Origin of the sequence: Pseudomonas sp. RC4D1 (assembly GCF_018390395.1) — a bacterium.
Lineage (GTDB): Bacteria > Pseudomonadota > Gammaproteobacteria > Pseudomonadales > Pseudomonadaceae > Aquipseudomonas > Aquipseudomonas danubii.
On sequence record NZ_JAHBAW010000002.1, the window covers coordinates 33,933 to 60,287 of the forward strand.

Genomic DNA, 26,355 nt, shown 5'->3' on the forward strand with positions numbered 1-26,355 from the left:
TCGAACGACTGCCAAAACTAATCAACTAAAACCAGTTGCACAGATCAATCTGCCCCAAAAAAGCCGCCCCACCACCTTAAGACTAATTTAAGAATCATCTTAAAGACCCGCCCTCTTACTTAAAATAAAATTGCCGACTTTTGCAATCATGGATTTAGTTAACTAACTTCTTAAAGTTAGTTTCGAGCTTTCAAGTAACTTCACATCCCTGCTCCACTCTTGAAGTTCGCCAGCCTCGTCATACCCAAATGACGAGACCACCTGCACTACAGAGCTCGCATGCTCAATCCATGGTTCCAAAGCAATCAGCCAAACCCAAAAGCAGCCTGTAATTTCTACAGGCTGTTATGTTTTCTGCTTCGCAAAAAGGTTATGGAATTGAAATACCCATCCGTGATAACAGCGATCACTCTGCTATGCAGTGCTGTTTACTCAAACCAGTCTCATGCACTAACTACGATCGACACCATTGACTTAAGTTCTTCGAATCCAGGATTTTCCATGGCCTTTGGCGTATCCGCTGACGGTCGTCTAGTTGCCATAAACGTAACGTCAGACACAAACGAAGATCGCGCCTTCAAATACAGCGATGAGACTGGCATGGTCGATCTGGGCACCTTGGGCGGAGACTATGCCTTTGCCCATGCCATATCCGCCGACGGCAATGTGGTCGTGGGAAAGGCCGCCACCCCTGACTCAATTCACGCCTTCAAGCACTCCGATGCGACCGGCATGATCGATCTAGGCACATTGGGCGGCGCGGCATCCAGCGCCAATGGCGTATCCGCTGACGGCGCCGTGGTGGTTGGCGACTCCTTGAATCTCCAGGGGAACATGCGTGCCTTCAAGCACACGGAGGCAACCGGGATGGTCGATCTGGGTACCTTGAATGCAAGCAACAGTGGCAAGTCCTATGCATCTGCGGTGTCCGGCGACGGTCGCGTGGTCGTGGGGCAGGCGGACATCGATACGGTTTCGGGCATACAACACGCGTTCAAACATACCGATGCAAGCGGCATGGTCGACCTGGGCACCCTCGGCGGAGAGTCCTCCCTGGCTTTGGGTGTATCTGCCGATGGCCAGGTTGTCGTGGGCAGTTCAGAAACCATCACCGGCGCTACTCAAGCGTTTAAACACACTGACGCCAACGGCATGGTCGAGCTCGCTTCCTGGGGCGGCAACTCCAGCGCTTACGCAGCCTCCGCCGACGGCAGCGTTATCGTCGGGAGCGCCATCACCGCACAGGGTGATAGCCACGCGTTCAGACACACCGATGCTGGCGGCATGATCGATATGGGCACTTTAGGTGGGCAACATTCGGCAGCATCTGCCGTGTCCGCCGACGGCAATATTGTCGTGGGTCTTAGCCTCACGGCGAGTGGCGCCGTACACGCCGCGCTGTGGAAGATCACGGAAACCGGCACTCACCTCCTTGATCTGGACAACACCCGGACCGCGATGGCCAAAAGTGCCAATCAGGCATGGGGAGTCCTGGACCTGCGCAGTGCACAACTGGATCGGTTGATGAGCCAGGAGTGCCAGATCGACAGCGGCTCGTTCTGTATAGGTGTTGGTCCGAGCTACAGCAGAAACCGCGAGACCCGCCAGACCTCCACGAGCCTGACCCTGGGCGCCCGTCCCAGCGAACATCTGCGCGTAGGCATCACCCTGGATCAGAACCTCGATCAACAGTTGCCGGACAACTACACCAAGGCAGGGTCCAACGCACCCGCAGTGGCAATGTTCGTTGCCGTGGACGAATCGGGCCAGGGCCTGGGTTGGCAGGGGCGTCTGGCTGCGGCCTATCTGTCGTCCAAGGTCGATATCCGCCGTGAGCAACTGGCTTATACCGAAGCCGGTAAAGGACGTTCGAGCCTGCGTGGCAGGGCCTTCAGCATAGAGGGTGCCTATGGCCTGAGGCTCGATAGCCTGACCGTCACCCCTTATATCGGCCTCAGCCAGACCCAAGTCAGCCGCCAAGGCTATAGCGAGGACAGCGGCGCCGTCATGGCGGCCAGCTACGCAAAAATGGACCGTTCGGTGACCAGCCTGAACGCCGGCGTACGAACAGCCAAGCGCCTGACAAAACAGCTGGAGCTCAATGCCAACCTGGGCCTGATCCAGGACCTGGACAAAGACCAGGATGCCTTTCAAGCCCGCATGGACTACTTGGGACGCTATACCTACCAGGCCGATAAACAGCACTACACCCGTTTTGCCGCGAGCACCGGGGCAAGCTACACCTTGGACCAGCACAGCGCCGTGCATGCCGGTGTGTTCTGGACACAGGAACCAGGTGGCAACGACACGACCGGTATTCAAACCGCCTTTACCTATCAGTTCTGATAGCGGCCCCGGCCCTGTTTCGCGGTATTGCCTATCAGCCCAACTGAGGCTGCACCACACTGCAACACCCCAGCTCTGGCACAACGGCCAACCGCCAGGGCTGCTGCTGATCGCTACCTGGATGAGCCTGCGGGCGTGAAGTGCGCCCGGGCAGTCGCCACAGGGCAAAAGCCGGTCGCTACAGAGCGCTTCCCGGACCATCAGGGCCACGTAAGGTGGCCAGTACGGCGCAACAAGACGCCGCTCTGAACAACAAGCCACCTGCCGGAAGAGATCCTCTGATGAAAACACCGTTCAAGCGTTGTTTCCTGCTCCTCTGCGCCACTGCACTGCTCAGTTCCCCCACCTGGGCCGCCGAGCCTGCGTCCTGCAAGACCGTGCGCATGGGGGTGGTCAACTGGACTGATGTGATCGCCACCAGCGCCGTGGCCGATGTGCTGCTGGGTGGTCTGGGCTATGACAGCAAGCAGACCAGCGCGGTGCAGCAGATCATCTTCGCCGGCATCCGCGACCAGCGCCTGGACATCTTCCTCGGCTACTGGAAGCCCGCCATGGACCAGAACATCGCGCCCTTCCTCGAGGCCGGGCAAGTCAAGGTCATGGCCCAGCCCAGCCTCGTCGATGCCCAGGCAACGCTGGCGGTGCCGGACTACGTGGCCCAGGCGGGCCTGAAAACCTTCGCCGACATCGCCCGCTTCAAGGACCAGCTGGGGGGCAAGATCTACGGCATCGAGCCCGGTAGCGGCGCCAACACCACGATCAAGACCCTGATCGACACCGACCACTTCGGCCTCAAGGGCTTCAAGCTGATCGAGTCCGGCGAGGCCGGGATGCTGGCGGCGGTGCAACGGGCGATCAATCGCAAGGAGTTCGTGGTGTTCGTCGGCTGGACCCCGCACCCGATGAACATCAACATGGCCATCACCTACCTCACCGGCAGCGAAGACGTGTACGGCCCCAACGAGGGGGCGGCCACGGTGTCCACGGTCACCGCGCCGGACTACGCCGAGCGCTGCCCCAACGTGCATCGGCTGCTGCAGAACCTGACCTTCAGCGCCGCCCAGGAAAGCCAGCTGATGGTGCCGATCATGCAGCGCAAGGCGCCCCAGGACGTGGCCCGCCAGTGGCTGCGCGAGCACCCCGAAGACCTGCAGCGCTGGCTGACGGGGGTCACCACTTTCGACGGCCGCGATGGTGTGGCTGCGGTCAAAGCGAACCTGTAACCGCCCCTGTAGGAGCCGGCTTGCCGGCGAAGGCAGTCTCACGGACCTCTTCGCTGGCAAGCCAGCTCCTACCCCTGTGAGGCTATCCATGAGCCATTACCCACTTTCTGCCGAGCTGGCGGCCTTCGTCCAGCGCACCCTGAGCTACACCAGCGCCGACAGCAGCCTCAAGGGCCTGCGCGACAGCTATGAGCGCATGTGCCGAGATTTCACTCCGGCCCATGCGCCCGGCCTCGCCGTGCATCAACGGCAACTGGCCCAGGTGCCGCTGCGTTTCTATCACCCCGACCGCGCCGCCCCGGAGTGCGGCTGGCCCTGGCTGCTGTACCTGCACGGTGGCGGCTGGGTGCTGGGCAGCCTGGATTCCCACGATTTCATCACCGCCCATCTGGCCCACGAGTTGCAGGCGCTGGTGATCGCGGTGGACTACCGGCTGGCCCCGGAACACCCGTTCCCGGCCGCCTTCGACGATTGCCTGGCGGTATGGCGGGCTCTGGAGCAGGGGCTGGGCCCTGTGCCTCTGGATCACCGCCGTCGGCTGGTGATGGGCGACAGCGCCGGGGGCAATCTGGCCGCCTCCCTGTGCCTGGCCCTGCGTGATGCCGGTGAACCCTTGCCCACCGCCCAGGTGCTGGTCTATCCCGGGCTCGGCGGTGCCGCCAACCTGCCCTCGCGCAGCCAGTGCGCCGATGCCCCGCTGCTCAGCAGCAGTGACCTGGAGTGTTTCCAGGCGCTGTACCTGCCGGAGCCCGAACCCACCTCGCCCTATGCCCGGCCGCTGCTGGCAGAGGACTTCAGTCACCTGCCGCCGGCCTTTATCGCGCAGGCACAGTTCGACCCCTTGCGCGACGACGGCCAGTGCTATCACCAGCGCCTGCTGCAGGCCGGCGTCGCCAGCCAGCTGTACCCGGGCCTGGGCCTGGTGCATGGCTGCCTGCGGGCCAGAGGGCTGGCGGCGGAAGTCGATGGGCTGTACGACGCCCTACTGCGGGCCCTGCGCGAGTTTCTTGAGCCAGCCTGAGCCCCTACCGTTGGTCAGCCAACTTGAGCCCTGATAGCGATTTATCGACGTTGCGCCCTTGACGGCAGAATGGGTTTTGCGGTTTCCTGAAACCGGTTTCAGCACCGTACCCGGAAGCACTGCAAACCGATAATTCCAAGAATAAGGTCGTTGCCCGTGAATCAGTTTTCCGCCGCCCAGCGCAGCCGCGTCACCATGCTCGATGTCGCCCGCCACGCCGGGGTCTCCAAGGCCAGCGTGTCGCGCTTTATCGGCGAAGACCGCGCCCTGCTCTCCGATGCCATTGCCTTGCGCATCGAGCAGGCCATCAGCGCGCTGGGCTACCGCCCGAACCAGATGGCCCGCGGCCTGAAACGCGGGCGCACCCGCCTGATCGGCATGCTGGTGGCCGATATCCGCAACCCCTACTCGATTGCCGTCATGCATGGCGTGGAAACCGCCTGCCGCCAGCACGGCTATAGCCTGGTGGTGTGCAACACCGACCGTGACGATCAGCAGGAAGCCCAGCACCTGGCCAACCTGCGGGCCTACAACATCGAAGGCCTGATCGTGAACACCCTGGGTCATCACCTGGAGCAGTTGCAGGAGCTGCAGCAGGAAATGCCCATGGTCCTGGTGGACCGCAAGCTTGAATCACTGCACGCCGATCTGGTGGGCCTGGACAACCCGGCGGCGGTGCACAGCGCCATCGAACACCTGGAGCAACAGGGTTATCGCGACCTGCTGCTGGTCAGCGAACCCCATGACGGCACCAGCTCGCGGCTCGAACGCAGCGCCGCCTTCCAGGACGAAGTCGCCCGGCGCCCGGCTTTGCGCGGCCAGTCACTGGAGACCGGCGCGGCCCTGGCCCGCCACCTGAAAGACTTTCTCGACGCTCCCGGCCCTGGCCCCAAGGCGCTGTTCTGCGCCAACGGCGTGGCGGCCCTGGCGGCGACCCGGGTCCTGCGTGAACTGGATTGCACCTTGTTCGAAGGCATTGGCCTGATCGCCCTCGATGACCTGGACTGGTACCCCCTGGTGGGCAGCGGCATCACGGCCCTGGCCCAGCCCACCGAAGCCATAGGCACCGCCGCTTTCCAATGCCTGCTCAAGCGTCTGCGAGGCGATGCCGGCCCGGCGCGAGTACTGGACTTTGCGGCGCAACTGATGGTTCGCGGCTCCACCCGAAAACACCCTGTGTAATCCCGAGCACCCTGCATCGCAGCGTGTCCCGGGTTTTCTCGAATAAAAATGAAACCGGTTTCAGAGGTCTGAAGCATGCATCAATCACCCGTCTCCATCAGCCTGTCCAGCTACGGCGCGGATCTGGTCCGCCAGCACGGCCAGGGCCATTTCATTCCCCTGGTGGCCGCCGCCGGCGCTTCGTGCATCGAGTGGCGCGAAGAACTGCTGACCCACGAGAAGCCCGAGGAACTGGCCCGCAGCGCCCGGGAGCACGGCCTGGAAAGCGTATTTTCCTCGCCCCTGGAGCTGTGGCTGGCCGAGGGCTACGAACCCAACCCCGAGCTGCCTACCGCCTTGCAACGGGCCCGGGCGTTCGGCGCCAAGCGTCTGAAAGTGTCCCTCGGTCACTTCACCGAACATCACGACCTGGGCAGCCTGGCCAGCCTGCTGTCAGGCCAGCCCCTCACCCTGCTGGTGGAAAACGACCAGACCGTGCATGGCGGGCGCATCGAGCCCTTTCAGGTTTTTTTCAACGCCGTGCAAGGGTGGAACCTGCCCCTGCGCATGACCTTCGATATCGGCAACTGGGAGTGGCAAGAGCAGTCGGCGCTGACGGCCGCGCGCCTGTTGGGCCGGCATGTGGACTACGTGCACTGCAAGGCGGTACGCCTGCGGGTCGACGGCAAGCGGGTGGCCCTACCGCCCGGCGCCCCGGAGTTGCAGCAGTGGGAACACCTGCTGCAGCACATGACTCAAGGTATTACCCGGGCCGTGGAATACCCCCTGCAAGGCGACGACCTGCTGCAGGTGAGCGCCGAGCAGGTCGGCCTGCTGGCCCGCCTCGGCCAGTCGCGACTGGAGCCAGCCCATGTCTGAGATCGATATTCTGTCCTTCGGGGAAACCATGGCCATGTTCGTCGCCGAGCACAGCGGCGACCTGGCCCGGGTCGAGCACTTTCACAAGCGCATTGCCGGGGCCGACAGCAACGTGGCCATCGGCCTGTCGCGCCTGGGTTTCAAGGTGGCCTGGCTGAGCCGGGTCGGCAACGACTCTCTGGGGCGCTTCGTGCTCGACACCTTGCAGGCCGAGGGCCTGGACTGTCGCTTCGTGCGCCGCGACCCGCTGCACCCTACCGGCTTTCAGCTCAAGTCACGGGAAGAAACCGGCGACGACCCGCGGGTCGAGTATTTCCGCCGCGGCTCGGCCGCCAGCCACCTGAGCCTCGACGACCTGGCTCCGGCCCTGCTCCAGGCTCGCCATCTGCACGCCACCGGCATTCCCCCGGCCCTTTCGGACTCGGCCCGGGAACTGTCCGGCCACCTGATGCAGACCCAGCGCGCCAGCGGCCGCAGCCTGTCCTTCGACCCCAATCTGCGTCCCGGCCTGTGGCCCAGCGAGTCCCAGATGATCCGCGAGATCAACCGCCTGGCGGCCCTGGCTCACTGGGTGCTGCCGGGCCTCGGCGAGGGACGCCTGCTCACCGGGCGTGACGACCCGGCGGACATCGCCGCCTTCTACCTGGACCAGGGCGCCGAAGCGGTGGTGATCAAGCTCGGGGCCCATGGCGCCTACTACCGCACCCATCTGGACGCCGGCTTCGTCGACGGTGTGCCGGTGGCCCAGGTGGTGGACACCGTAGGTGCCGGCGATGCCTTCGCCGTGGGCCTGATCAGCGCCCTGCTGGAAAGCCTCAGCGTGAGCGAGGCGGTGCAGCGGGCCAATTGGCTGGGCAGCCGCGCAGTACAAAGCCGTGGCGACATGGAAGGCCTGCCCAGACGCCACGAACTGCCCGACCAGGCAGCGCCCCTGAAAACCGCCTGCGCCTCGTAGGAGCTGGCGCCGGGAAACGAACACCCAGAACCACCTGTTGCGACAAAAACAACAAGCTCAGGAGAACTTTCATGGACACGCTCAAACTCGCCGCCCGCCGCTGGTGGTACATCATGCCCATCGTCTTCATCACCTACAGCCTGGCCTACCTGGACCGCGCCAACTACGGCTTTGCCGCCGCCTCCGGGATGGCCGACGACTTACAGATCACCCCGGGGCTGTCCTCGCTTTTGGGGGCACTGTTCTTCCTCGGCTACTTCTTCTTCCAGGTGCCGGGGGCGATCTACGCGCAAAAACGCAGCGTGAAGAAGCTGATCTTCGTCAGCCTGATCCTCTGGGGCGGCCTGGCCACCCTCACCGGGATCGTGTCCAACGCCTACACGCTGATCGCCATCCGCTTCATGCTCGGGGTGGTGGAGGCCGCGGTGATGCCGGCGATGCTGGTGTACCTGTGCCACTGGTTCACCCGGGCCGAACGCTCCCGGGCCAACACCTTCCTGATCCTCGGCAACCCGGTGACCATGCTTTGGATGTCGGTGGTCTCAGGCTATCTGGTGGAGCATTTCAGCTGGCGCTGGATGTTCATCATCGAGGGTTTGCCGGCGGTGCTCTGGGCCTTTATCTGGTGGCGCCTGGCCGATGACCGGCCCAGCCAGGCCCAGTGGCTCAGCGACCAGGAGAAGCAGGACCTGGAAAGCGCCCTGGCCGCCGAGCAGCAAGGCATCAAGGCGGTGAAGAACTACGCCGAAGCCTTCCGCTCGCCCAAGGTGATCATCCTCGCCCTGCAGTTTTTCTGCTGGAGCATCGGGGTCTACGGTTTCGTCCTGTGGTTGCCTTCGATCCTCAAGCACGGCGCGCAAATGGACATGGTGGAGGCCGGCTGGCTCTCGGCCCTGCCCTATCTGGCGGCGGTGATCGCCATGCTCGGGGTGTCCTGGGGCTCGGACCGGATCCAGAAACGCAAGCGCTTCGTCTGGCCGCCGCTGCTGGTGGCCGCCATCGCCTTCTACGCCTCCTACCTGCTGGGTGCCGAACACTTCTGGTGGTCCTACGGGCTGCTGGTAATCGCCGGAGCCTGCATGTACGCGCCCTATGGGCCGTTCTTCGCCATCGTTCCGGAGATTCTCCCGGCCAACGTCGCCGGCGGCGCCATGGCGCTGATCAACAGCATGGGCGCCCTGGGTTCCTTCGGCGGCTCCTATCTGGTGGGTTACCTGAACAGCGCCACCGGCTCGCCGGGGATGTCCTACCTGCTGATGAGCGGCGCCCTGCTGCTCTCGGTGCTGCTGACCCTGCTGCTGACACCCGGCGCCGGAGCGCCTCGGGCCAAGGGCCTGCCCCTGCCACGCCGCCTGGCCCACTCCTGAACTGCCACAGAGAACCGTCATGAAAAAACACCTGGTGCTGTACAAGAAACTCTCGCCGTCGCTGATGGCGCGCCTGCAGGAACAGACCGAGGTCACCCTGATCGAGGACCTGGGCCCAACCGGCCTCAAGGCCCTGCGCCAGGCCCTGCCCAGCGCCGACGGCCTGCTGGGGGCCAGCCTGCGCCTGGACGCCGAGCTGCTGGACCTGGCGCCGCGCCTGCAAGCGGTGGCCAGTGTCTCGGTGGGGGTCGACAACTACGACATCGACTACCTGACCCAACGTGGGATTCTGCTGAGCAACACCCCGGACGTGCTCACCGAAACCACCGCCGACACCGGTTTCGCCCTGGTCCTGGCCACCGCCCGGCGCGTGGTGGAACTGGCCAACATGGTTCGCGCCGGGCAATGGAACCGCAACATCGGACCGCTGCATTTCGGCAGCGACGTGCACGGCAAGACCCTGGGCATCATCGGCATGGGGCGCATTGGCGAGGCGTTGGCCCAGCGTGGGCATTTCGGCTTCGGCATGCCGCTGATCTACCACAGCAACAGCCCCAAGCCGGCGGTGGAGCAACGTTTCAATGCCCGCTACCGCAGCCTGGAGCAACTGCTGCAAGAGGCCGACTTCATCTGCCTGACCTTGCCCTTGACCGAGAAAACCCAAGGGCTGATTGGCCGTCGTGAACTGGCGCTGATGCGCCCGCAAAGCATCTTCATCAATATTTCCCGAGGCAAGGTGGTGGACGAAGCGGCCTTGATCGAAGCCTTGCAGGAACGACGGATCCGCGGCGCCGGGCTGGACGTGTTCGAGCGCGAACCGCTGGACCACCGCTCACCGCTGCTGCAATTGCCCAATGTGGTGGCCACGCCGCACATCGGTTCGGCCACCCACGAAACCCGTGAAGCCATGGCCCGCTGCGCGGTGGACAACCTGCTGGCGGCCCTGTCGGGGCAGCGCCCAGCCAATCTGGTGAACACCGCCGCCTGGACCGCTCCATCACAGCGCCAGGCCTAACCGCCGCGTGCCCCTGGCGAGCACCTCTGCAGACGCGGGCTTGCCGGCAAACGCGTTCGCCAGGGCGGTGCATGACATGCAAGCCGGCGCCTACAGGTGGAGGGTTGCGGGGCGTTGTTCGAGAATCTGCTCGGTGCAGCGGGCAATGCGCCGGCAGGCCTCGGCCAGGCGCTCGCAGTCCAGCACCAGGCCGATGCGAATGTGGCCCGCAGCGCTGGGGCCGAAGGCTTCACCGGCCAGTACCGAAACGCCATGGTCGTCCAGCAAGCGGTCGGCAAAGCGCTGGGCGTCCAGCCCGGTGCGGCGTACATCCACCATGACGAACATGCCGCCATCCGGGCAGATCGGGGTCAGCCCCGGACACTGGCCCAGCAGCGCGCACACCAGGTCCCGGCGCCGTCGGTACTCGTCGCGCATCTGTGCCAGCTCCGGCAGGTCGCTGTCCAGGGCCACCACTGCGGCGTTCTGCACAAAATCCGGCAGGCCGTACAGCATGCACAGGGCCAGGTTGCTCAGGTGCCCGGCCAGGGTCGGCGGGGCAATCACCCAGCCCACCCGCCAGCCACTCATGGCATGGGACTTGGACAGGCTGTTGATGGTGGCCGTGCGCTCGCCCATGCGCGGCAGGCTGCCGGGGCTAAAGTGCTGGCCCTCGTACAGCAGGTCGCAATAGACCTCATCGGAAATCAGCCACAAGTCGTGGGCAAAGCACAGCCGCGCCAGGGCTTGCCAGTCGTCAAGGGACAGGCTCGCGCCCGACGGGTTGTTCGGGCTGTTGAGCAACATGGCCCGGGTGCGCGGGGTGATCCGCGCCGCCATGTCCCGCGGATCGACGCGAAAGCCCTGCTCGGCCCGCACCGGCACCGGCACGATGCGGGCCCCGCAGGCGCCGAACACGCCTTCGTAGGTGACGTACATGGGCTCGGCCACCAGCACCTCGTCCCCGGGATTGAGCAGGCACTGGGCCACGGAAAACACCGCGCATTGGGCGCCCGGCAAAACCACCACATGCTCGGCGTCGACAATCTGTCCGCAGCGCTGATGATGGCGCCGGGCAATGCAACTGCGCAGCGCCAGGTTGCCGCGCACGTCCGAATAGTGGGTATCGCCGGCCAGCAGGCTGTCGATCGCAGCCTGGACCACGGGCTTGGGGGTATCGAAATCCGGGTCGCCGATGGTCAGCAGCAACACATCCCGCCCCTGCTCGCGCAGGGCCAGGGCCCGGTAGTGGATGTTCCAGGCTGCGGAACCTTCTCCGACAATCCGTTGGGTCAGGGCTGAGTAGCGCATCGCTTTCTCCATGAAAGATGCTTCAGCCAAAACCCTAGGTGCTGGCGGGGCACTCGTCGAGCGCCCGGCCCCACCGTTCGCGCCCTTAGACCACGAAGCGCGCCACCATGGCGTTGAGATCCACCGCCAGGCGCGACAGTTCATGACTGGCTGAACTGGTCTGGTTGGCCCCGGCCGCCGACTGGATCGCCAGGTCACGGATGTTCACCAGGTTGCGGTCCACCTCGCGGGACACCTGAGCCTGTTCTTCCGAGGCACTGGCGATCACCAGGTTGCGCTCGTTGATCTGATTGATGGATTCGGCGATCTGCTCCAGGGACTCGCCAGCGGCGCGGGCCAGCTCCAGGGTGCTCTGGGTCCGCCGGTTGCTCTGCTGCATGGACTCCACCGCTTCGCCGGTGCCGTTCTGGATACCGGCCACCATCTTCTCGATTTCCTGGGTCGACTGGGCGGTGCGATGGGCCAGGGCCCGCACCTCGTCGGCCACCACGGCAAAGCCACGCCCGGCCTCGCCGGCACGGGCCGCTTCGATGGCGGCGTTAAGCGCCAGCAGGTTGGTCTGCTCGGCGATGGCGCGAATCACGTCCAGGACCTTGCCAATGTCCCGGCCCTGGGTCGCCAGGCCTTCGATCATCACCGAGGTGTTTTGCACGTCATGGGCCATGGTCTGGATCGCCTCGACGGTCTGCACCACACGGTCGCGGCCTTCGCGGGCGGCCTGGGTCGACTGCTGGGACGCCTCGGAAGTGGACACTGCGTTGCGTGCCACCTCTTCCACCGCTGCGGTCATTTCGTTGACTGCGGTGGCGGCCTGTTCGATCTCGGTGTTCTGCTGCTGCACGCCGCGAGAGGCTTCCTCGGTCACTGCGCTGAGTTCTTCCGAGGCCGAAGCCAGCTGGGTCGCCGAGCCGGCGATCTGCTCGATGGTGCGGCGCAGGCTGGCCTGCATCTGCGCCAGGGCGCGCAACAGGCGTGCCGGCTCGTCCTGACCGTCGACCTCGATGGCCTGGCGCAGATTGCCGCCGGCGATCACCTCGGCGACGTTGAGGGCCTTGTTCAGGGGGGTGACGATGCTGCGGGTCAACAACAGCGCCAGCACGATGGTCAGCAATGCGGCCAGCAGCGCGACGATGACGATCCCGGCAATGGCACTGTCGTAGTGCTCGCCGGCCGCCTTGGAGGCACTCTTGGCGCCCGCGGCATTGATCGCGACGAGCTTGTTCAACTGCTCGCCCATCTGGTCGGTGCCGTCCTTGATCCGGGTGTTGATCAGGGTGCGCAGCTCTTCCAGCTTGTCCTGGCGTGACAGCTCGAGCATCTCCTTCTGCGCCTGCAGGTAATTGTCCAGGGTCGCGCTGAAGGTCTTGTACAGCGCCACTTCCTCCGGGTCCGCCGGCAACGCCGCGTAGCTGGCCTGGGCCTGCCTGGCCTTGTCCACCAGCACGCCGATGCGGGTCTGGGCTTCAGCAAGGCCGGCCGGCTCGCGGTTCACCAGCACGCGAAATGACAGAATCCGCAAGCGCAGGACGTTCTCGGTCAGGTTGCCCAGATACCCGACGCTGGGCAGCTGATTGCTTTCCATTTCCAGGGACGCGTCGCGGATGATCGACATGCGGTTCACCGCAAACACGCCCAACACCATGACCAGCAAGGCAATAAAGGCAAAACCGAGGAAAGCACGCGGGGCGATATTCAGGTTACGCAAGGACATAGGACGAGTCTCGAAGGAGAACGGGGCGGCGAGCATCCATGCCCTTGATCGGCCGACGCATCAGGACTGCATCGACGGGGGACACCACGGAAAGAGCGTCCATGGGCCTATCAGAGATATCGGCCGAACTTGAGCTTTCATCTGTCTGATTGGCAAAAATATTTCAAAATGAGCCCCCTGTTTCAGGCCTGAGACAAGACAACGCGAAGTGAATCGATAAAGCCGTGATTCGTCGCTCCAGAACAGTGCGCCGTACCCAGCCCGAGAGCGCCAACGCGCCCTATGAAAAGTGCAATTCATTCGCCGTAAAAGCCATTTTTTCAGCGCCCGCCCCTGCCCATCATGGCCCCAGTCAATAAAAACAACGCCGAGACTGGATATGAAACCTGAAGACTTTCGTGCCGCAACCCACCGCCCGCTGACCGGTGCCGAATACCTGGCCAGCCTGCGCGATGATCGTGAAATCTACATTTATGGCGACCGGGTCAAGGACGTCACCACCCACCCGGCCTTCCGCAACTCGGCGGCCTCCATGGCCCGCCTGTACGACGCCCTGCACGACCCGGCCACCCAGTCACAACTGTGCTGGGACACCGACACCGGCAACGGCGGCTACACCCACAAATTCTTCCGCTCGGCGAAAAGCCCCGATGAACTGCGCCAGCAGCGCGATGCCATCGCCGACTGGTCGCGCCTGACCTATGGCTGGATGGGCCGCAGTCCCGACTACAAGGCCGCCTTCGGCAGTGCCCTGGGGGCCAACCCGGAGTTCTACGGGCGCTTCGCCGACAACGCCCGCACCTGGTACAAGCGCATCCAGGAAGCCTGCCTGTACCTCAACCACGCCATCGTCAATCCGCCCATCGACCGCGACAAGCCGGTGGATCAGGTCAAGGACGTGTTCATCTCGGTGGACGAGGAAGTCGAGGGCGGGATCATCGTCAGCGGCGCCAAGGTGGTGGCCACCAACTCGGCCCTGACCCACTACAACTTCGTCGGCCAGGGCTCGGCCCAGTTGCTGGGGGACAACACCGACTTCGCCCTGATGTTCATCGCGCCAATGAACACCCGCGGCATGAAGCTGATCTGCCGCCCTTCCTACGAATTGCAGGCCGGCATGACCGGTTCGCCCTTCGACTACCCGCTGTCCAGCCGCTTCGATGAGAACGACGCGATCCTGATCATGGACAAGGTGTTCATCCCCTGGGAGAACGTGCTGATCTACCGCGACTTCGAGCGCTGCCGCCAGTGGTTCCCGCAAGGCGGTTTCGGCCGGCTGTTCCCGATGCAGGGCTGCACCCGGCTGGCGGTCAAGCTCGATTTCATCACCGGGTTGCTGGTCAAGGCCCTGCAATGCACCGGCTCCCTGGAGTTTCGCGGGGTCCAGGCCCAGGTCGGCGAAGTGGTGGCCTGGCGCAACCTGTTCTGGTCGCTGACCGACGCCATGCACGGCAACGCCAGCGAATGGATGAACGGCGTCTACCTGCCCAGCACCCAGGCCCTGCAGGCGTACCGGGTGCTGGCGCCCCAGGCCTACACCGACATCAAGAAGATCATCGAGCAGGTGGTGGCCAGCGGCCTGATCTACCTGCCCTCCGGCTCCCGCGATCTCAAGGACCCGGTGCTCAACCAGTATCTCGGCACCTACTGCCGCGGTTCGGGGGGCATGGGCCACGAAGAGCGGATCAAGATCCTCAAGCTGCTGTGGGATGCCATCGGCACCGAGTTCGGCGGTCGCCACGAGCTGTACGAGATCAACTACGCCGGCAGCCAGGACGAAATCCGCATGCAGTGCCTGCGCCACGCCCAGGCCAGCGGCTCAATGAAGGCCATGACCGACCTGGTGGACAAGTGCCTCGGCGACTACGACCTCGATGGCTGGACCGTGCCGCACCTGAGCAACCCCGACGACATCAACATGCTGGACCGCATCCGCCAGTAGCCACGAAGCCGGCTCCTACGGAAAAGGCCAATGTCCACCTGTTGTCGTAGGAGCTGGCTTGCCAGCGAAAGCGCCCGCCAGAGCACCACAAGGTCCTCTTCGTCGGCAAGCTGGCTCCTGCAGCGCAATGCCCTGCGCCCACGAGGAATTCGTCATGTCTGTACTCGATCCCAAGCAACTCGCCTTCCGCAACGCCATGGCTCACATGACCGCTGCGGTCAACGTCATCACCAGCAACGGCCCCGCCGGCCGTTGCGGCATCACCGCCACCGCGGTCTGCTCGGTCACCGACAGCCCGCCGACCCTGATGGTCTGCGTCAACCGCAACAGCGCCCTGAACCCGGTGTTCAAGGGCAACGGCCATTTGTGCATCAACGTCCTGAGCGGCGAACACGAGGACGTGGCCCGGCATTTTGCCGGCATGACCGGGGTGGCCATGGACCAGCGCTTCGGCCTGCACCCCTGGCGCGACGGCCTGCAGGCCCTGCCGGTGCTGGACGGCGCCCTGGCCAGCCTCCAGGGACGCATCACCGAGGTCCAGGAAATCGGCACCCACTCGGTGATGCTGGTGGAGCTGGATGAAATCAGCGTGCGCGAGCAAGGCGACTCGCTGGTGTATTTCAGCCGTTGCTTTCACCGTTTGCAGCACCCTTGCCCCGCTGCCTGATCCTGCCCTAGCTCCTTCCCTGCCAACGCCCGGCTGCCTCGCCGCATCCGGGCCATGGGCCACCTCCTGCATCTGTAGGATGGCGCGGTGTTGCCAAGCCATCGATACTCGCACCAGGCCCTGCCCACGTCCCCCAGGCGTAATGGTCCTCAACCCCTTCCGTGACGAAAACAATAACAACGTCGCACAGAGGTACAGACCCATGAACCGACTCGATCACGCTCCGGCCAGCCTGTTGCAGGCCTTCAGCGAGCTGACCCTGGAACTGCAACAACTGGCGCAGAACAAGGACATCGAAAACCTTCACCAGCATGCCCTGGCGCGCATCTGCAAACTCTTGCCCTTCGACAGTGCCTGGTGGGGCCGCGCCGCATTGGTCGACGGCTTGCCGGATGAACACAGTTGCTACCTGTACCGCCTGCCACCGAGCTACCTGGCGGACTGGCAATCGATCCGCCACATCGACGTCACCGTGAACCGGGTGCACGAAGTGCCGGGACGGGCGGTGATCGTCGACATGACCGATCCGCACAACGGCCCCGGGCTCAACTGGCTGGGGCGCCAGTACAACATCGGCGAGCTGCTATGCGTGGTGCACATCGATCCCCATACCCAACTGAGCAACCACCTGGCCCTGTACCGTGCCCCTGGCGCCCCGGCCTTTACCCGGGACGACTGCCATGTGCTGAACAACCTGATGCTGCACCTGGTGGCGGCGGTGTCGGCCAATCAGATCCGCACCCTGGTGGCCATGCGCGAGAAACTCACCCGCCCGCGCAATCTGGCCCTGGCCGTGTGCGACCAGCGCGGCGTGCTGCAGTGCGCCGAGCGCGGTTTTGTCGATCTGCTGCTGCATGAATGGCCGCAGTGGAACGGTCCGCAACTGCCCATGAAGCTCGATGGCAACGGTTTCGAGGGCAAGCGCCTGCAGATCGACTGCTCGGCCGTGGGCGACCTGTACCTGCTGGCGGCCCGCAGCCGCAGCCTGCTGCCCAAGCTCAGCCCCCGGGAAAACGCCGTCGCCCAGTGCTTCGGTGATGGCAAGACCTACAAGGAAGTAGCTCGGGACCTGGGCATGTCGCCCAACACCGTGCGCCATCACATCCGCGCCATCTACAGCAAGCTCGGGGTCAAGGACAAGGCGCGCATCGCCCAGTTGCTCCACGCCCCGCCCGACTGACCCCAACCCCTGACCTGCGCTGATTTACGCCGTCGTATTTGACGGCCACGGGCAGCCTTTGCCCTTTTTTTGCCCCACTGCCGTGTGCCGGCGAGCCCTTCGCCGAACAACAACTCCAACAAGAGACGCACCGCCCATGACAAGGCTCATTACCCGCACCACCCTGGCCCTGGCTGGCACCCTGGCCAGCCTGTCGCTCAACGCCGCGGACCTCAACGCCCGGGACTTCTTCGCCGCCCCCGTGGGCACCAGCCTGGGGGTGCTGTACCTCCCGGCCACCCGTGCCGGCGACTTTCACGGCCCGGCCGACAGCACCGGCAAAGCCGAGCTGCGAGTCAATGCCATGGCCTACCGCCAGGTGTTCTTCAGCGACCTGTGCGGCACCCTGTGCACCCCACAGTTCATCGTGCCCTTGGCCGACATCAACGCTCGCTTGCCCGGCGCCGAACGCCATACCGGGGAGAGCGGTTTCGGTGATCCTCAGGTGGGGGGCACGCTGTTTTTCATCAACCAGCCGCAAACCCGCACCTACAGCGGCCTGTTGACCCTGATCACGCTGCCGCTGGGCGAGTACCACAGCCGCAACCCGGACGTTTCCCCGGGGGCCAATCGCTGGGGCGCGACCTTTGTCTACAACTACACCCAGGGCCTGGGGGAAAAATGGGTGCTGGAGGCCAACCTCGAAGCCCAGTTGTACGGCACCAACGACGACTATTTCGGCAGCGACCTGAAGCAGGACCCGCTCTATCGCCTGCAAGCCTTCGCCTCCTACGACTTCACCCCTGCGACCTACGGCGCCCTGCGCCTGATCCACGCCGATGGCGGCGAACTGCGGATCAACGACCGACGGATCAACGACACCCACAAGCGCTACACCCAGGCCGGATTCGAGGTCGGGCACTGGCTGGACAAGCGCAACCAGCTGATGTTCAGCCTGTCGCAGAACGTCGCCACCGATAACGGTTTTGCCGGCACCGACGCCCTGCTGCGCCTGGTCCACGTGTTCTGAACCCCTTGCCTTTGGAGCCTGTCCATGAACACCCAGAACGCCGTTTTGAGCGCCACCGCGCCAGCTACTCGCCAACCCCTGGGGCTGCTGGCCGCCATAGTGCTGTTCGCCGCCATCACTCCCGCCGTACTGCTGATGGCCCCGGCCATTGCCGCCCAACTGGCCAGCCAGTGGCACTTGAGCCCCACACAGATCGGCGACCTGTTCTCCGCCGAGCTGGGGGCCATGAGCCTGGCCACGTTGCCGGCCATCTGGTGGCTGAAACACATCGACTGGCGGCGCGCCGCACTGTGCAGCGCCGTGCTGTTCATCGTTGCCAACCTGCTGTCGATGCTGGCCCACGACTATTCATTGTTGCTGATGGCGCGCTTTGGCAGCGCACTGGCCGGCGGCTCGCTGATGATCATCTGCCTGGCCAGCGCCGCCGCCAGCCCCAGTCCCAGCCGGGCCTACGGCTTCTGGGTGATGGGCCAGCTGGTGCTGGGCGCGGTCGGCCTGAGCCTGTTGCCCATGCTCTTCCAACGCTTCGGCCTGGGCGCCTGCTACCTGATCCTGGCGCTGCTGATGACCCTGTGCCTGCCCCTGGCCCGCTGTTTTCCAGCAGGCGCTGCGCGCCCGGCCGCCGACGCCGCGCAAGCCCCAGCGATCTCCTGGCTCAAGGCGAGCCTGGGAATACTCGGCATCCTCACCTTCTACATCAGCCTCAGCGGGGTCTGGACCTTCATCGGCGCCATCGGCAGCCAGTCCGGCCTCTCGGCGCAGACCAACGGCGACATCCTGGCCATCGCCACCTTGATGGGCATCGTCGGCGCGTTGTGCGCCACCCTGTTCGGCGACCGCCTGCCCCGCAGCGCCCTGCTCCTGCTGGGCTACGGCCTGATGGCGGGCTCGGTGCTGGCGCTTCTGGGCCAGCCGCAGCTGGCGCGCTTCGCGCTGGCGGCGCTGGTGTTCAAGTTCACCTGGACCTTCATCCTGCCGCTGATCCTGGCGCGCATGGCCGAGATGGATCGCAGCGGGCGGTTGATGAACGCCTCCAATCTGGTGATCAGCGCCGGCCTGGCCATAGGCCCGACCCTCGCCGGGCGCCTGATCGAAAGCAGCGACGGCTTCCAGGGCCTGTTGCTGGGGGGGGCCGTCATCACTTTGCTGTCCCTGGCGCTGGTACTCAGTTGCCGGCCCGCCCTCCAGGCCCCTTCCCAGCCCCAGGGGCGATGACTGCCAGCGCGTCCTTGAACAACACTTTCCTTGAAAAATGGATATCACCATGACCTGTAGAACGGCTTTTTTCTTCGATGAACGCTGCCTGTGGCACAGCGGCAGCCCCCACGTCCTGACGCTCCCGGTAGGCGGCTGGGTCCAGCCGCCGTCTGCCGCGGGGCATGCTGAATCACCGGAAACCAAGCGCCGGCTGAAAAGCCTGATGGATGTCTCCGGCCTGACCCGACAGTTGCATCTGCGCAGTGCCCCTGCGGCCACCGAGGACGATCTGCTACGGGTCCACAGTGCCGCCTACCTGCAACGTTTCAAGGCCTTGAGCGATGCCGGCGGTGGTCAACTGGGCGACGAGGCGCCTGTGGGACCCGGCAGCTATGAAATCGCCAAGCTGTCCGCCGGGCTGGCCCTGGCCGCCGTGGACGCCGTGCTCAGCGGTGAAGCCGACAACGCCTACTCGCTGTCCCGTCCACCGGGACACCACTGCACCCGCGACCAGGCCATGGGCTTCTGCTTCCTGGCCAACATCGCCATTGCCATCGAGGCCGCCAAGGTCCGCCATGGCCTGGGCAAGGTAGCGGTCATCGACTGGGACGTGCACCACGGCAACGGCACCCAGTCGATCTACGAAGAGCGGGCCGACGTGTTGACCCTGTCCCTGCACCAGGACGGCTGCTTTCCACCGGGTTACGGCGGTGAGCAAGACCATGGCCGCGGCGCTGGCCTGGGCTGCAACATCAACGTCCCGCTGCTGCCCGGTGGTGGCCATGATGCCTACCTGTACGCCATGCAGCGCATCGTGGTGCCGGCCCTGGAACGCTTCGAACCCGAGCTGATCATCGTCGCCTGCGGCTATGACGCCAACGCCGTGGACCCATTGGCGCGAATGCTGCTGCACAGCGACTCCTTCCGCGAGATGACCCAATGCCTGCGCGACGCGGCCGAACGCCTGTGCCGGGGACGCCTGGTGCTGGTGCACGAAGGCGGCTACTCCGAGGCCTATGTGCCTTTTTGCGGGCTGGCGACCCTGGAGGCACTGTCGGGCATCCGTACCGCGGTCCAGGACCCGATGCTGGAGTTCGTGCGCCAGCAGCAGCCCAAGCAGGACTTCGCGGCCTTTCAGCGCCAGTTGCTGGACCGTCAGGCCGTGGCCATAGCAACCGCCGCTCGCTGACCGGCCCGGCGCCCTCCCAGGGCTGATGTTTAGCGGCCTGACGCCGGACATCAGCCACTGCCTGCCTTATCACCTCTCGCACGCGTTATTGCGCCACGCCAAGAGCCGCGGCCCCGCTCCTCTACCTGCTGCCTCGCGCAGCCCTGCGACACATTCGCCCTGACGATGGCCAAAGATTTTCTATTCTCTCCTCAATAACCTGACCCACGGGTCCGTTTTTTTCGCCATTCACCCCAGGAAGAACTCTCGCGTGCCGTAGCAACGCGCCTTTGCCTTCGGGATCGGGTGTGTCGTGCGCCGGGGCCTGTCCGTCTGCTTGCCCGCTATCCCCGGTTGCCGGGATTTCCCACTGATCGGGGGCTTGCCTATCCGCTGAGACAAAGGAGATGTCCATGGACCGCAAGACCAAGCAATACCTCGACGAGATCTACTTCTGGCAGAGGGCACGCGCCCGCCTGTTGCAGCAAGCGGCACAACTTCACGAACCTCCCCCTGGCCCAAGGGAAACCACCGTAGCCGATACCGCCAGGGAACCGCTGGACGATCTGTTGCACAGCTGCGGCCTGGCCGCACTGCGTCGCGGTTCCGAACAGGCTGCGCCACCCGGGCACGGGGCCGCCGGGAGCACGCCGCCGACGGAACCGGCGGACTGAAGCACCGCGGGCAATGCCCTGGCTATAACAGCTCCAGGGCCCGGGCCTCACTGGGTGTCTGCTGATAACGGGCCTTGAACGCCCGGGCAAAATGCGCCTGGCTGACAAAGCCATGACGGTAGGCGATTTCACTGATGTCCAGACTTGCCCCCTGGCTGCTGCAAAGCAGCTGGCGGGCCTGCTGCAGGCGTTTTTCCAGGATGAAGCGGCTGGGCACGGTATTCTCCATGGCGAACAGCCGGGCCAGGTGCCGGGTGGAAATGCCGGTCTGGGCCGCGACCCGTTCGCAGCTCAGGGACGGGTCCCCCAACTGTTCATGGATGCACTGTTTGGCCGCCAGCAGGTAGGAAGCACTCAGGGCATTGATGGGCCGTTCTCCAATCTGCCCGGCGATGATGCTGGCCAGCAGTTCGAAGGCCTGCTCCTGGTAGGCCTCGGCCTCGCCACACAGCGGCTGCTGGAAAAACGTCCGGGTGCGCTCGCCAAGGGTGCGCAACAGCAAGCGCTGGACTCCGCTGTGCACGCTGATCTTCAGCGTCCGGTCGAAACGCTTCAGGCAGCGCTCGGCAAACTGCTCCTGGGGAATGTCGAAAATGAACTGGCGCATCGCCCCGCAGAAGCCGAACAGGTAAGGCTTGTCGGTGCGGTAGACCACCAGCTCCCCCGGTTCCAGCACCTGGCAGGCGCCGTCCTGATAGAAGAACGAACCGCTGCCGGTGACCAGGGACACGAAGATCGAATCCTTGGGTACACCACGAATCATCGACGTGTCGCGTTCCACCACGTGTTCATTGCCCACGATGCGCGCCAGGCGCATGGCACCCAACTGCAGGTTGTCCTGGCGGGCGGTGAAACCGTCGTCGGCGTAGGAGTTGCACTTGAGCCCCACCAGGGTGCTGGCGTTGTAGTCCTCCCAGAAGCTCAGGCGGTGATCCGGGTCGACCGCCTGGGTGCTGGCGTGCCGGGTTTCGAGCAAGGCGCATGGAGACATTGTTGTTCTTCTCATGGGCGGCTGGATATTCCCCGGACGGCAAGGTCGTGTCCGGGCACCTGGGGCCGCATGATCTGCGGGCTGCGGCCATTCATTAACATCTGAACTATATAGCCTGTCAACTTGAAACGCAGTGAGAGCCGTTCGCCGGAACCGCCTCGTCACCTCGCTATTTTCGGTAGGAAAAATCCCCGTCCGAAACAGACAACAAATCGGTCCGATTCAATCAAACCGGCGTCCAGCCGTGGGCCTAAAGTCGCCTCAGTCATCCCCATGACGCCCCCTATAACAACAATCGAGGTCGACCATGCCTGAAGCCGCCACCCGTGAGTTCTGGAAAGACCTGCAGCCCATCGCCCACTGTTTCAAACCCGACGCCAAGCCCGAGGTCTACCTGCCGAATGCCGCCAGCGACGACCTGAGCCTGTACGTGCCCTTCACCGAAACCGTGTCTTCGCGACCGCTGTGGATTTCCCCCAGCGAGAACCGCTGGTGCGACATCCTCATGGCCCGCAGCGCCGGGCTGGTCAACCGCCACTACCACCCCCACGAAGTCTTCGCCTACACCCTGTCCGGCAAGTGGGGCTACCTGGAGCACGAATGGACGGCCACCGCCGGCGACTTCGTCTACGAAACCCCGGGCGAAGGTCACACCCTGGTGGCCTACGAGCACGAGCAGCCGATGCGGGTGTTCTTCATCGTCAAGGGCCCGCTGATCTGGCTCGACGAACAGGGCGAGCCCGACGGCTACTTCGACGTGCACTCCTACATCGCCCTGTGCCGCGAACACTACGAAAAGATCGGCCTGGGCGCGGCCCATATCGACACCCTGTTTCGCTGATCGGCGTAGCTCACGCCTCCTCGGAGAACCACCATGGCTTATAAAAACAACAAGGCCGGTTACGAGAACACCTTGCTGGGGGTGCTGTTCCTGACCTTCGGCTTCGTCTTTTTCGATCGTCTGGCGCTGTCCTTCCTGTTCCCTTTCATGGCCGACGAACTGCAATTGAGCAACAGCCACCTGGGCATGCTGTCGTCGGTGCTGGCCCTGGCCTGGGCGGTGTCCGGCGCCCTGGTGGGCGCCTGGTCGGACCGCCGTGGCATGCGCAAGCCGCTGCTGATTGTCGCGGTGATCCTGTTTTCCCTGTGCTCGGCCCTTTCCGGGCTGGTCACCGGTTTCCTCAGCCTGCTGCTGTTTCGCGCCATCATGGGGCTGGCCGAAGGGCCGATCCTGCCGCTCTCGCAATCCTTGATGGTGGAGGCTTCGTCGCCCCAGCGCCGGGGCCTGAACATGGGGCTGCTGCAAGGCTCGGCGGCCGGGCTGCTGGGGGCGGTGATCGGACCACCGGTGCTGATCGCCCTGGCAGAAGCCTATGGCTGGCGCCACGCCTTCATCATCTCGCTGGTTCCCGGCCTGCTGATCGCCCTGCTGATCTGGCGCTATGTACACCCGGACCCGCCACGGAGCGAGCCCCGGACCAACACCGCACCGAGCAACGGCGGCGGACATCGGCTGGCCTTGCTGAAAAGCCGCAACATCGTGCTCTGCACCCTGATCAGCTGCGTGTTCCTGACCTGGTTCATCATTCTGATTTCCTTCACCCCGACCTTTCTGGTCAAGGTCCGCGACTACAGCCCGGCCAGCATGGGCACGGTGATGAGCTGCCTGGGCGGCGCCTGGGTGCTCTGGGGCTTCGGCGTGCCGGCGATCTCCGATCGCATCGGCCGACGCCCGACCCTGGTGCTGTTCTCACTGATCGCCGCCTGCTGCCCCATGGCACTGCTCTACGCATCTTCGCCCTGGATGCTCGGCGTACTGATGCTGCTGACCTACACCGGCCTGGGCTGCTTCACCCTGTTCATGGCCACCATTCCGGCAGAGACCGTGCCCCGTGAAGTCATGGCCACGGCCCTGGGCATGATCATGGGCATTGGTGAACTGGTGGGCGGCTTCGTCGCCCCGACCATCGCCGGGTTCGCCGCCGACCGCTTCGGCCTGTCCATCGTCATGTGGATGTCCTGTGGCGGCGCCTTGCTGGCAGCGGTACTGGCGCTGTTTCTCAAGGAAACCGCCCCAGCGGTGCTGGCCCGTCAACAGCGCCAGCACGCCTCCTCTGTCCTGCAAGGAAACCAGCCATGAACGCACTGCGTTGGCATGCCGCCCGAGACCTGCGCCTGAGCCAGGTGCAACCGCGCCAGCCCGGCCCTGGGGAAGTCCTGCTGCAGGTGGCCTACTGCGGTATCTGTGGCAGTGACCTGCATGAGTACGCCGATGGGCCGCACTCGATTCCTCAGCACGCGGCCCACCCGCTGTCCGGCTGCCGGGCGCCACTGACCCTGGGCCATGAGTTCTGCGGCCAGGTGGTGGCCTTGGGCCCCGACGTCGATCCGAGCCTGCTGGGGCAACGGGTGGCCGTGGAGCCGGAGTATCGCTGCGGCGAATGCCAGTACTGCCGCATGGGCCAGTACAACCTCTGTGAATCCATGGGTTTTATCGGCCTGATGGGCGACGGCGGCTTTGCCGAACAGGCGCTGGTGCCCGCCTACATGCTGCACCGGCTGCCGGAGCGCGTCAGCTTCAAGCAGGCCGCCGTGCTGGAGCCGGCGGCGGTGGCCTACCACGCCCTGAACCAGAGCAGCCTGCTGGCCGGCGACAGTTGCGTGGTGTTCGGGCTGGGCCCCATCGGCCTGCTGCTGGTCCTGCTGGCCCGGCTGCGGGGCGTGGAACGCATCTACGCCGTGGACCTGGACCCGCAGCGCCGGCAGCTGGCCCTGGAACTCGGCGCCAGCGCCGCCCTGGACGGCGCCGACCCACAGTTGCAGGAGCGCCTGCGGCAACTGAGCGACGGCGGCCTCGACACAGCCTTCGAGGCCGCCGGCACCCAGCAGACCCTGAGCCATGCCCTGCACTGCCTGCGCAAGGGCGGTGAGGCCGTGATGGTGGGCCTGATGGGCGAAGTGCACTTCGACGCCTTCCAGCTGGTGAACAACGAACTGCGCCTGCTCAGCAGCGTCGGCTACCGCCATGTGTACCCCGAACTGATCGAGCTGTTGGCCAGCGGACGCCTGGACCTGTCCCGGGTGGTGACCCGCTGCCTAGCCCTGGAGCAGGCGGTGGAACAGGGCTTCGAGGTCTTATTGCACGACAAGAGTCAGATCAAGGTGCTGGTCAACCCGACACCGGCCCTGGCCGAGGCCTGACCCCTCGCTTTCAACACTCAAGACAAAAACAACAAGAAACGAGTACCCGACATGAATGCTTCCTATGCGCTGTGCCCGCTGCTGGCAGCCCTGCTGCTGCCCCTTGATTGCCTTGCCGATGCCCCGGCTGCGCCTCGTAGCGGGCCGTTGTCCGGCCTGGGCGACTACCTGGCCGACCAGGGCATTACGCCCCACGTGCAGTTTCTCAGCCTGTCCATGAAGAACCTCGACACCGGCCCCCGCCCCCACAGCTTCGGCAACAGCGGCGATCTGTTCGTGGGCGCCGACATCAACCTGGGGACCTTCGCCGGCCTGGACGGCGCGGCGCTGCACTTCGAACAGACCCTGTTCATCCTCGACCACCAGACCGGCGTACCCACCTCACGCAACTGGCAAGGCGCCGCCGGCAGCTACTTTGGCGGCGCGCCGATCCACAACGACCTCACCAGCAACCAGCTGAGCCTGCTGACCTACCAGCAGACCTGGCTCGATGGCCGGGTCGACCTGAGCCTGGGGCGGACCAACGCCCGGCGCTATTTCTACATCTACAACTGCGAAAGCACCATCACCTGCAATGACCCGATCATCGACTCTTCCACCGGCATCCTGCCGCCGCCCTACGGCAGTTGGGGCGGCTACCTGAAGTACCAGCTGACGCCCCAGTGGTACGTACACGGCGGCGCCTTCGAATCCAACCCGGTGGACTACCTGAAGGAGCGCAAGGGCCTGGACCTCAGCACCGACGATGCCAGCGGCACCAGCCTGCTGCTGGGCATCGGCAGCCAGAACCGCGACGCCTACAGCTCCCACTACGAGCTCAACGGCTACTACAACACCTCCAAGCAGGAGGACCCGCTGACCGGGGCCACGGCATGGGGCAGCGGCGGCGCCTTCTTCAAGTTCCAGCAGTCGCTGTGGCGCGCCGACGCCGGATCGGGCAGCGCGCCCCAGGCCCTGCTGTTGTTCGGCTCGCTGTCGGCGGCGGCCGATGACAAGCAGCCCTTCAGCCACTTCGCCGAAGCCGGGCTGACCTATCTGGCGCCCTTCGACCGGCCCCGGGACAAGCTCAACCTCAAGGCCAGCTACCTGCGCCTCAACGATCACCAGCTGCGCTTCCAGCAACAGGCACGGACCGCCAACGGCGGCGACCCGCGCCAGGGCGAGCGCAATGTCTATGCCCTGGAAGCCAACGCCCACATCGCCCTGACCCGGCAACTGGCGGTGGAGCCCAGCGTCCAGTACCTGATCAACCCGGACAATTTCTACAACCCCGAGGCCCGCGAGCTGAGCGGCAACGGCTTTGTCGTCGGCCTGCAAGTGACCCTCGACGTCGGCTCGCTGCTGGGGCTGTGAGATGG

General features: G+C 64.8%; 22 protein-coding genes and 1 pseudogene. 19 read left to right on the plus strand and 4 right to left on the minus strand.

Going from position 1 to position 26,355, the window contains the following annotated elements; translation table 11 throughout:
- Positions 1–501 precede the first annotated feature (501 nt).
- From KHO49_RS15830 to KHO49_RS15865, 8 genes are all read left to right on the plus strand, one after another.
- A complete protein-coding gene (locus tag KHO49_RS15830; RefSeq protein WP_249735650.1) occupies positions 502–2,346 on the plus strand; it encodes an HAF repeat-containing protein in 1,845 nt (614 codons plus the stop codon).
- A 281-nt stretch (positions 2,347–2,627) separates the two neighbouring features.
- On the plus strand, positions 2,628–3,569 hold the full coding sequence (locus KHO49_RS15835; protein WP_213665288.1) for a choline ABC transporter substrate-binding protein: 942 nt from the start codon (positions 2,628–2,630) through the stop codon (positions 3,567–3,569).
- Between the two features lie 88 nt (positions 3,570–3,657).
- Positions 3,658–4,590, plus strand: coding sequence for an alpha/beta hydrolase (locus KHO49_RS15840; RefSeq protein WP_213665289.1), 933 nt, complete (start codon positions 3,658–3,660; stop codon positions 4,588–4,590).
- A gap of 156 nt (positions 4,591–4,746) precedes the next feature.
- Positions 4,747–5,772: a LacI family DNA-binding transcriptional regulator gene (locus KHO49_RS15845; protein ID WP_349628964.1), complete on the plus strand. Its 1,026-nt coding sequence runs from the start codon at positions 4,747–4,749 to the stop codon at positions 5,770–5,772.
- A 75-nt stretch (positions 5,773–5,847) separates the two neighbouring features.
- Complete coding sequence (locus KHO49_RS15850) at positions 5,848–6,630, plus strand: sugar phosphate isomerase/epimerase family protein (RefSeq protein WP_213665290.1); 783 nt, start codon at positions 5,848–5,850, stop codon at positions 6,628–6,630.
- On the plus strand, positions 6,623–7,585 hold the full coding sequence (locus tag KHO49_RS15855) for a sugar kinase (protein ID WP_123394258.1): 963 nt from the start codon (positions 6,623–6,625) through the stop codon (positions 7,583–7,585). The genes KHO49_RS15850 and KHO49_RS15855 overlap by 8 nt, the downstream gene beginning before the upstream one ends.
- 71 nt (positions 7,586–7,656) lie before the next feature.
- Complete coding sequence (locus KHO49_RS15860; RefSeq protein ID WP_213665291.1) at positions 7,657–8,952, plus strand: MFS transporter; 1,296 nt, start codon at positions 7,657–7,659, stop codon at positions 8,950–8,952.
- A 19-nt stretch (positions 8,953–8,971) separates the two neighbouring features.
- Positions 8,972–9,967 (plus strand): 2-hydroxyacid dehydrogenase, encoded by a 996-nt coding sequence (locus KHO49_RS15865; protein WP_213665292.1) that lies wholly within the window; start codon positions 8,972–8,974, stop codon positions 9,965–9,967.
- A 90-nt stretch (positions 9,968–10,057) separates the two neighbouring features.
- Here the strand turns inward: KHO49_RS15865 and KHO49_RS15870 are convergent, their stop codons facing one another.
- From KHO49_RS15870 to KHO49_RS31520, 3 genes and pseudogenes are all read right to left on the minus strand, one after another.
- The gene (locus KHO49_RS15870; RefSeq protein WP_213665293.1) at positions 10,058–11,257 is read right to left on the minus strand and encodes a pyridoxal phosphate-dependent aminotransferase; all 1,200 of its coding nucleotides are present in this window, start codon (positions 11,255–11,257) and stop codon (positions 10,058–10,060) included.
- A gap of 85 nt (positions 11,258–11,342) precedes the next feature.
- Positions 11,343–12,206 (minus strand): methyl-accepting chemotaxis protein, encoded by an 864-nt coding sequence (locus tag KHO49_RS31515; protein ID WP_372820920.1) that lies wholly within the window; start codon positions 12,204–12,206, stop codon positions 11,343–11,345.
- Positions 12,207–12,248: 42 nt separating this feature from the next.
- Positions 12,249–13,004: pseudogene (locus tag KHO49_RS31520) on the minus strand (MCP four helix bundle domain-containing protein); the annotation flags it as partial.
- A gap of 343 nt (positions 13,005–13,347) precedes the next feature.
- On the opposite strand from KHO49_RS31520, the gene hpaB reads away from it, so the two are divergent.
- The 7 genes from hpaB to KHO49_RS15910 all read left to right on the plus strand — a co-directional run bounded on the left by hpaB (position 13,348) and on the right by KHO49_RS15910 (position 20,805).
- Positions 13,348–14,910, plus strand: a complete 1,563-nt coding sequence (gene hpaB, locus KHO49_RS15880) for a 4-hydroxyphenylacetate 3-monooxygenase, oxygenase component (protein ID WP_102882644.1) — start codon at positions 13,348–13,350, stop codon at positions 14,908–14,910.
- A 154-nt stretch (positions 14,911–15,064) separates the two neighbouring features.
- Entirely contained in the window at positions 15,065–15,577 is a 513-nt protein-coding gene (gene hpaC / locus KHO49_RS15885; protein WP_102882643.1) for a 4-hydroxyphenylacetate 3-monooxygenase, reductase component, read from the plus strand.
- Between the two features lie 202 nt (positions 15,578–15,779).
- On the plus strand, positions 15,780–16,757 hold the full coding sequence (locus KHO49_RS15890; protein ID WP_213665295.1) for a helix-turn-helix transcriptional regulator: 978 nt from the start codon (positions 15,780–15,782) through the stop codon (positions 16,755–16,757).
- Positions 16,758–16,893: 136 nt separating this feature from the next.
- Entirely contained in the window at positions 16,894–17,766 is an 873-nt protein-coding gene (locus tag KHO49_RS15895; protein WP_213665296.1) for a transporter, read from the plus strand.
- Positions 17,767–17,790: 24 nt separating this feature from the next.
- Complete coding sequence (locus tag KHO49_RS15900; RefSeq protein WP_213665297.1) at positions 17,791–18,981, plus strand: MFS transporter; 1,191 nt, start codon at positions 17,791–17,793, stop codon at positions 18,979–18,981.
- A 49-nt stretch (positions 18,982–19,030) separates the two neighbouring features.
- Positions 19,031–20,152, plus strand: coding sequence for a histone deacetylase-like amidohydrolase (locus KHO49_RS15905; protein ID WP_181430885.1), 1,122 nt, complete (start codon positions 19,031–19,033; stop codon positions 20,150–20,152).
- A 392-nt stretch (positions 20,153–20,544) separates the two neighbouring features.
- Positions 20,545–20,805: a hypothetical protein gene (locus KHO49_RS15910; RefSeq protein WP_102882638.1), complete on the plus strand. Its 261-nt coding sequence runs from the start codon at positions 20,545–20,547 to the stop codon at positions 20,803–20,805.
- A 22-nt stretch (positions 20,806–20,827) separates the two neighbouring features.
- Here KHO49_RS15910 and KHO49_RS15915 read toward each other — a convergent pair whose 3' ends face one another.
- Entirely contained in the window at positions 20,828–21,796 is a 969-nt protein-coding gene (locus KHO49_RS15915) for a helix-turn-helix domain-containing protein (RefSeq protein ID WP_123394264.1), read from the minus strand.
- Positions 21,797–22,103: 307 nt separating this feature from the next.
- Here KHO49_RS15915 and KHO49_RS15920 point away from each other — a divergent pair, with 307 nt between their 5' ends.
- From KHO49_RS15920 to KHO49_RS15935, 4 genes are read left to right on the plus strand one after another with little or no spacing between them, the layout of a single operon-like run.
- Positions 22,104–22,637 (plus strand): 2,4'-dihydroxyacetophenone dioxygenase family protein, encoded by a 534-nt coding sequence (locus KHO49_RS15920; RefSeq protein ID WP_110596623.1) that lies wholly within the window; start codon positions 22,104–22,106, stop codon positions 22,635–22,637.
- 33 nt (positions 22,638–22,670) lie between these two features.
- Positions 22,671–23,936, plus strand: a complete 1,266-nt coding sequence (locus KHO49_RS15925) for an MFS transporter (protein ID WP_213665298.1) — start codon at positions 22,671–22,673, stop codon at positions 23,934–23,936.
- A complete protein-coding gene (locus KHO49_RS15930) occupies positions 23,933–24,997 on the plus strand; it encodes a 2,3-butanediol dehydrogenase (protein ID WP_213665299.1) in 1,065 nt (354 codons plus the stop codon). Before KHO49_RS15925 ends, KHO49_RS15930 begins: the two co-directional genes overlap by 4 nt.
- A 51-nt stretch (positions 24,998–25,048) precedes the next feature.
- Positions 25,049–26,350, plus strand: a complete 1,302-nt coding sequence (locus tag KHO49_RS15935) for a carbohydrate porin (protein WP_213665300.1) — start codon at positions 25,049–25,051, stop codon at positions 26,348–26,350.
- Positions 26,351–26,355: the final 5 nt, after the last annotated feature.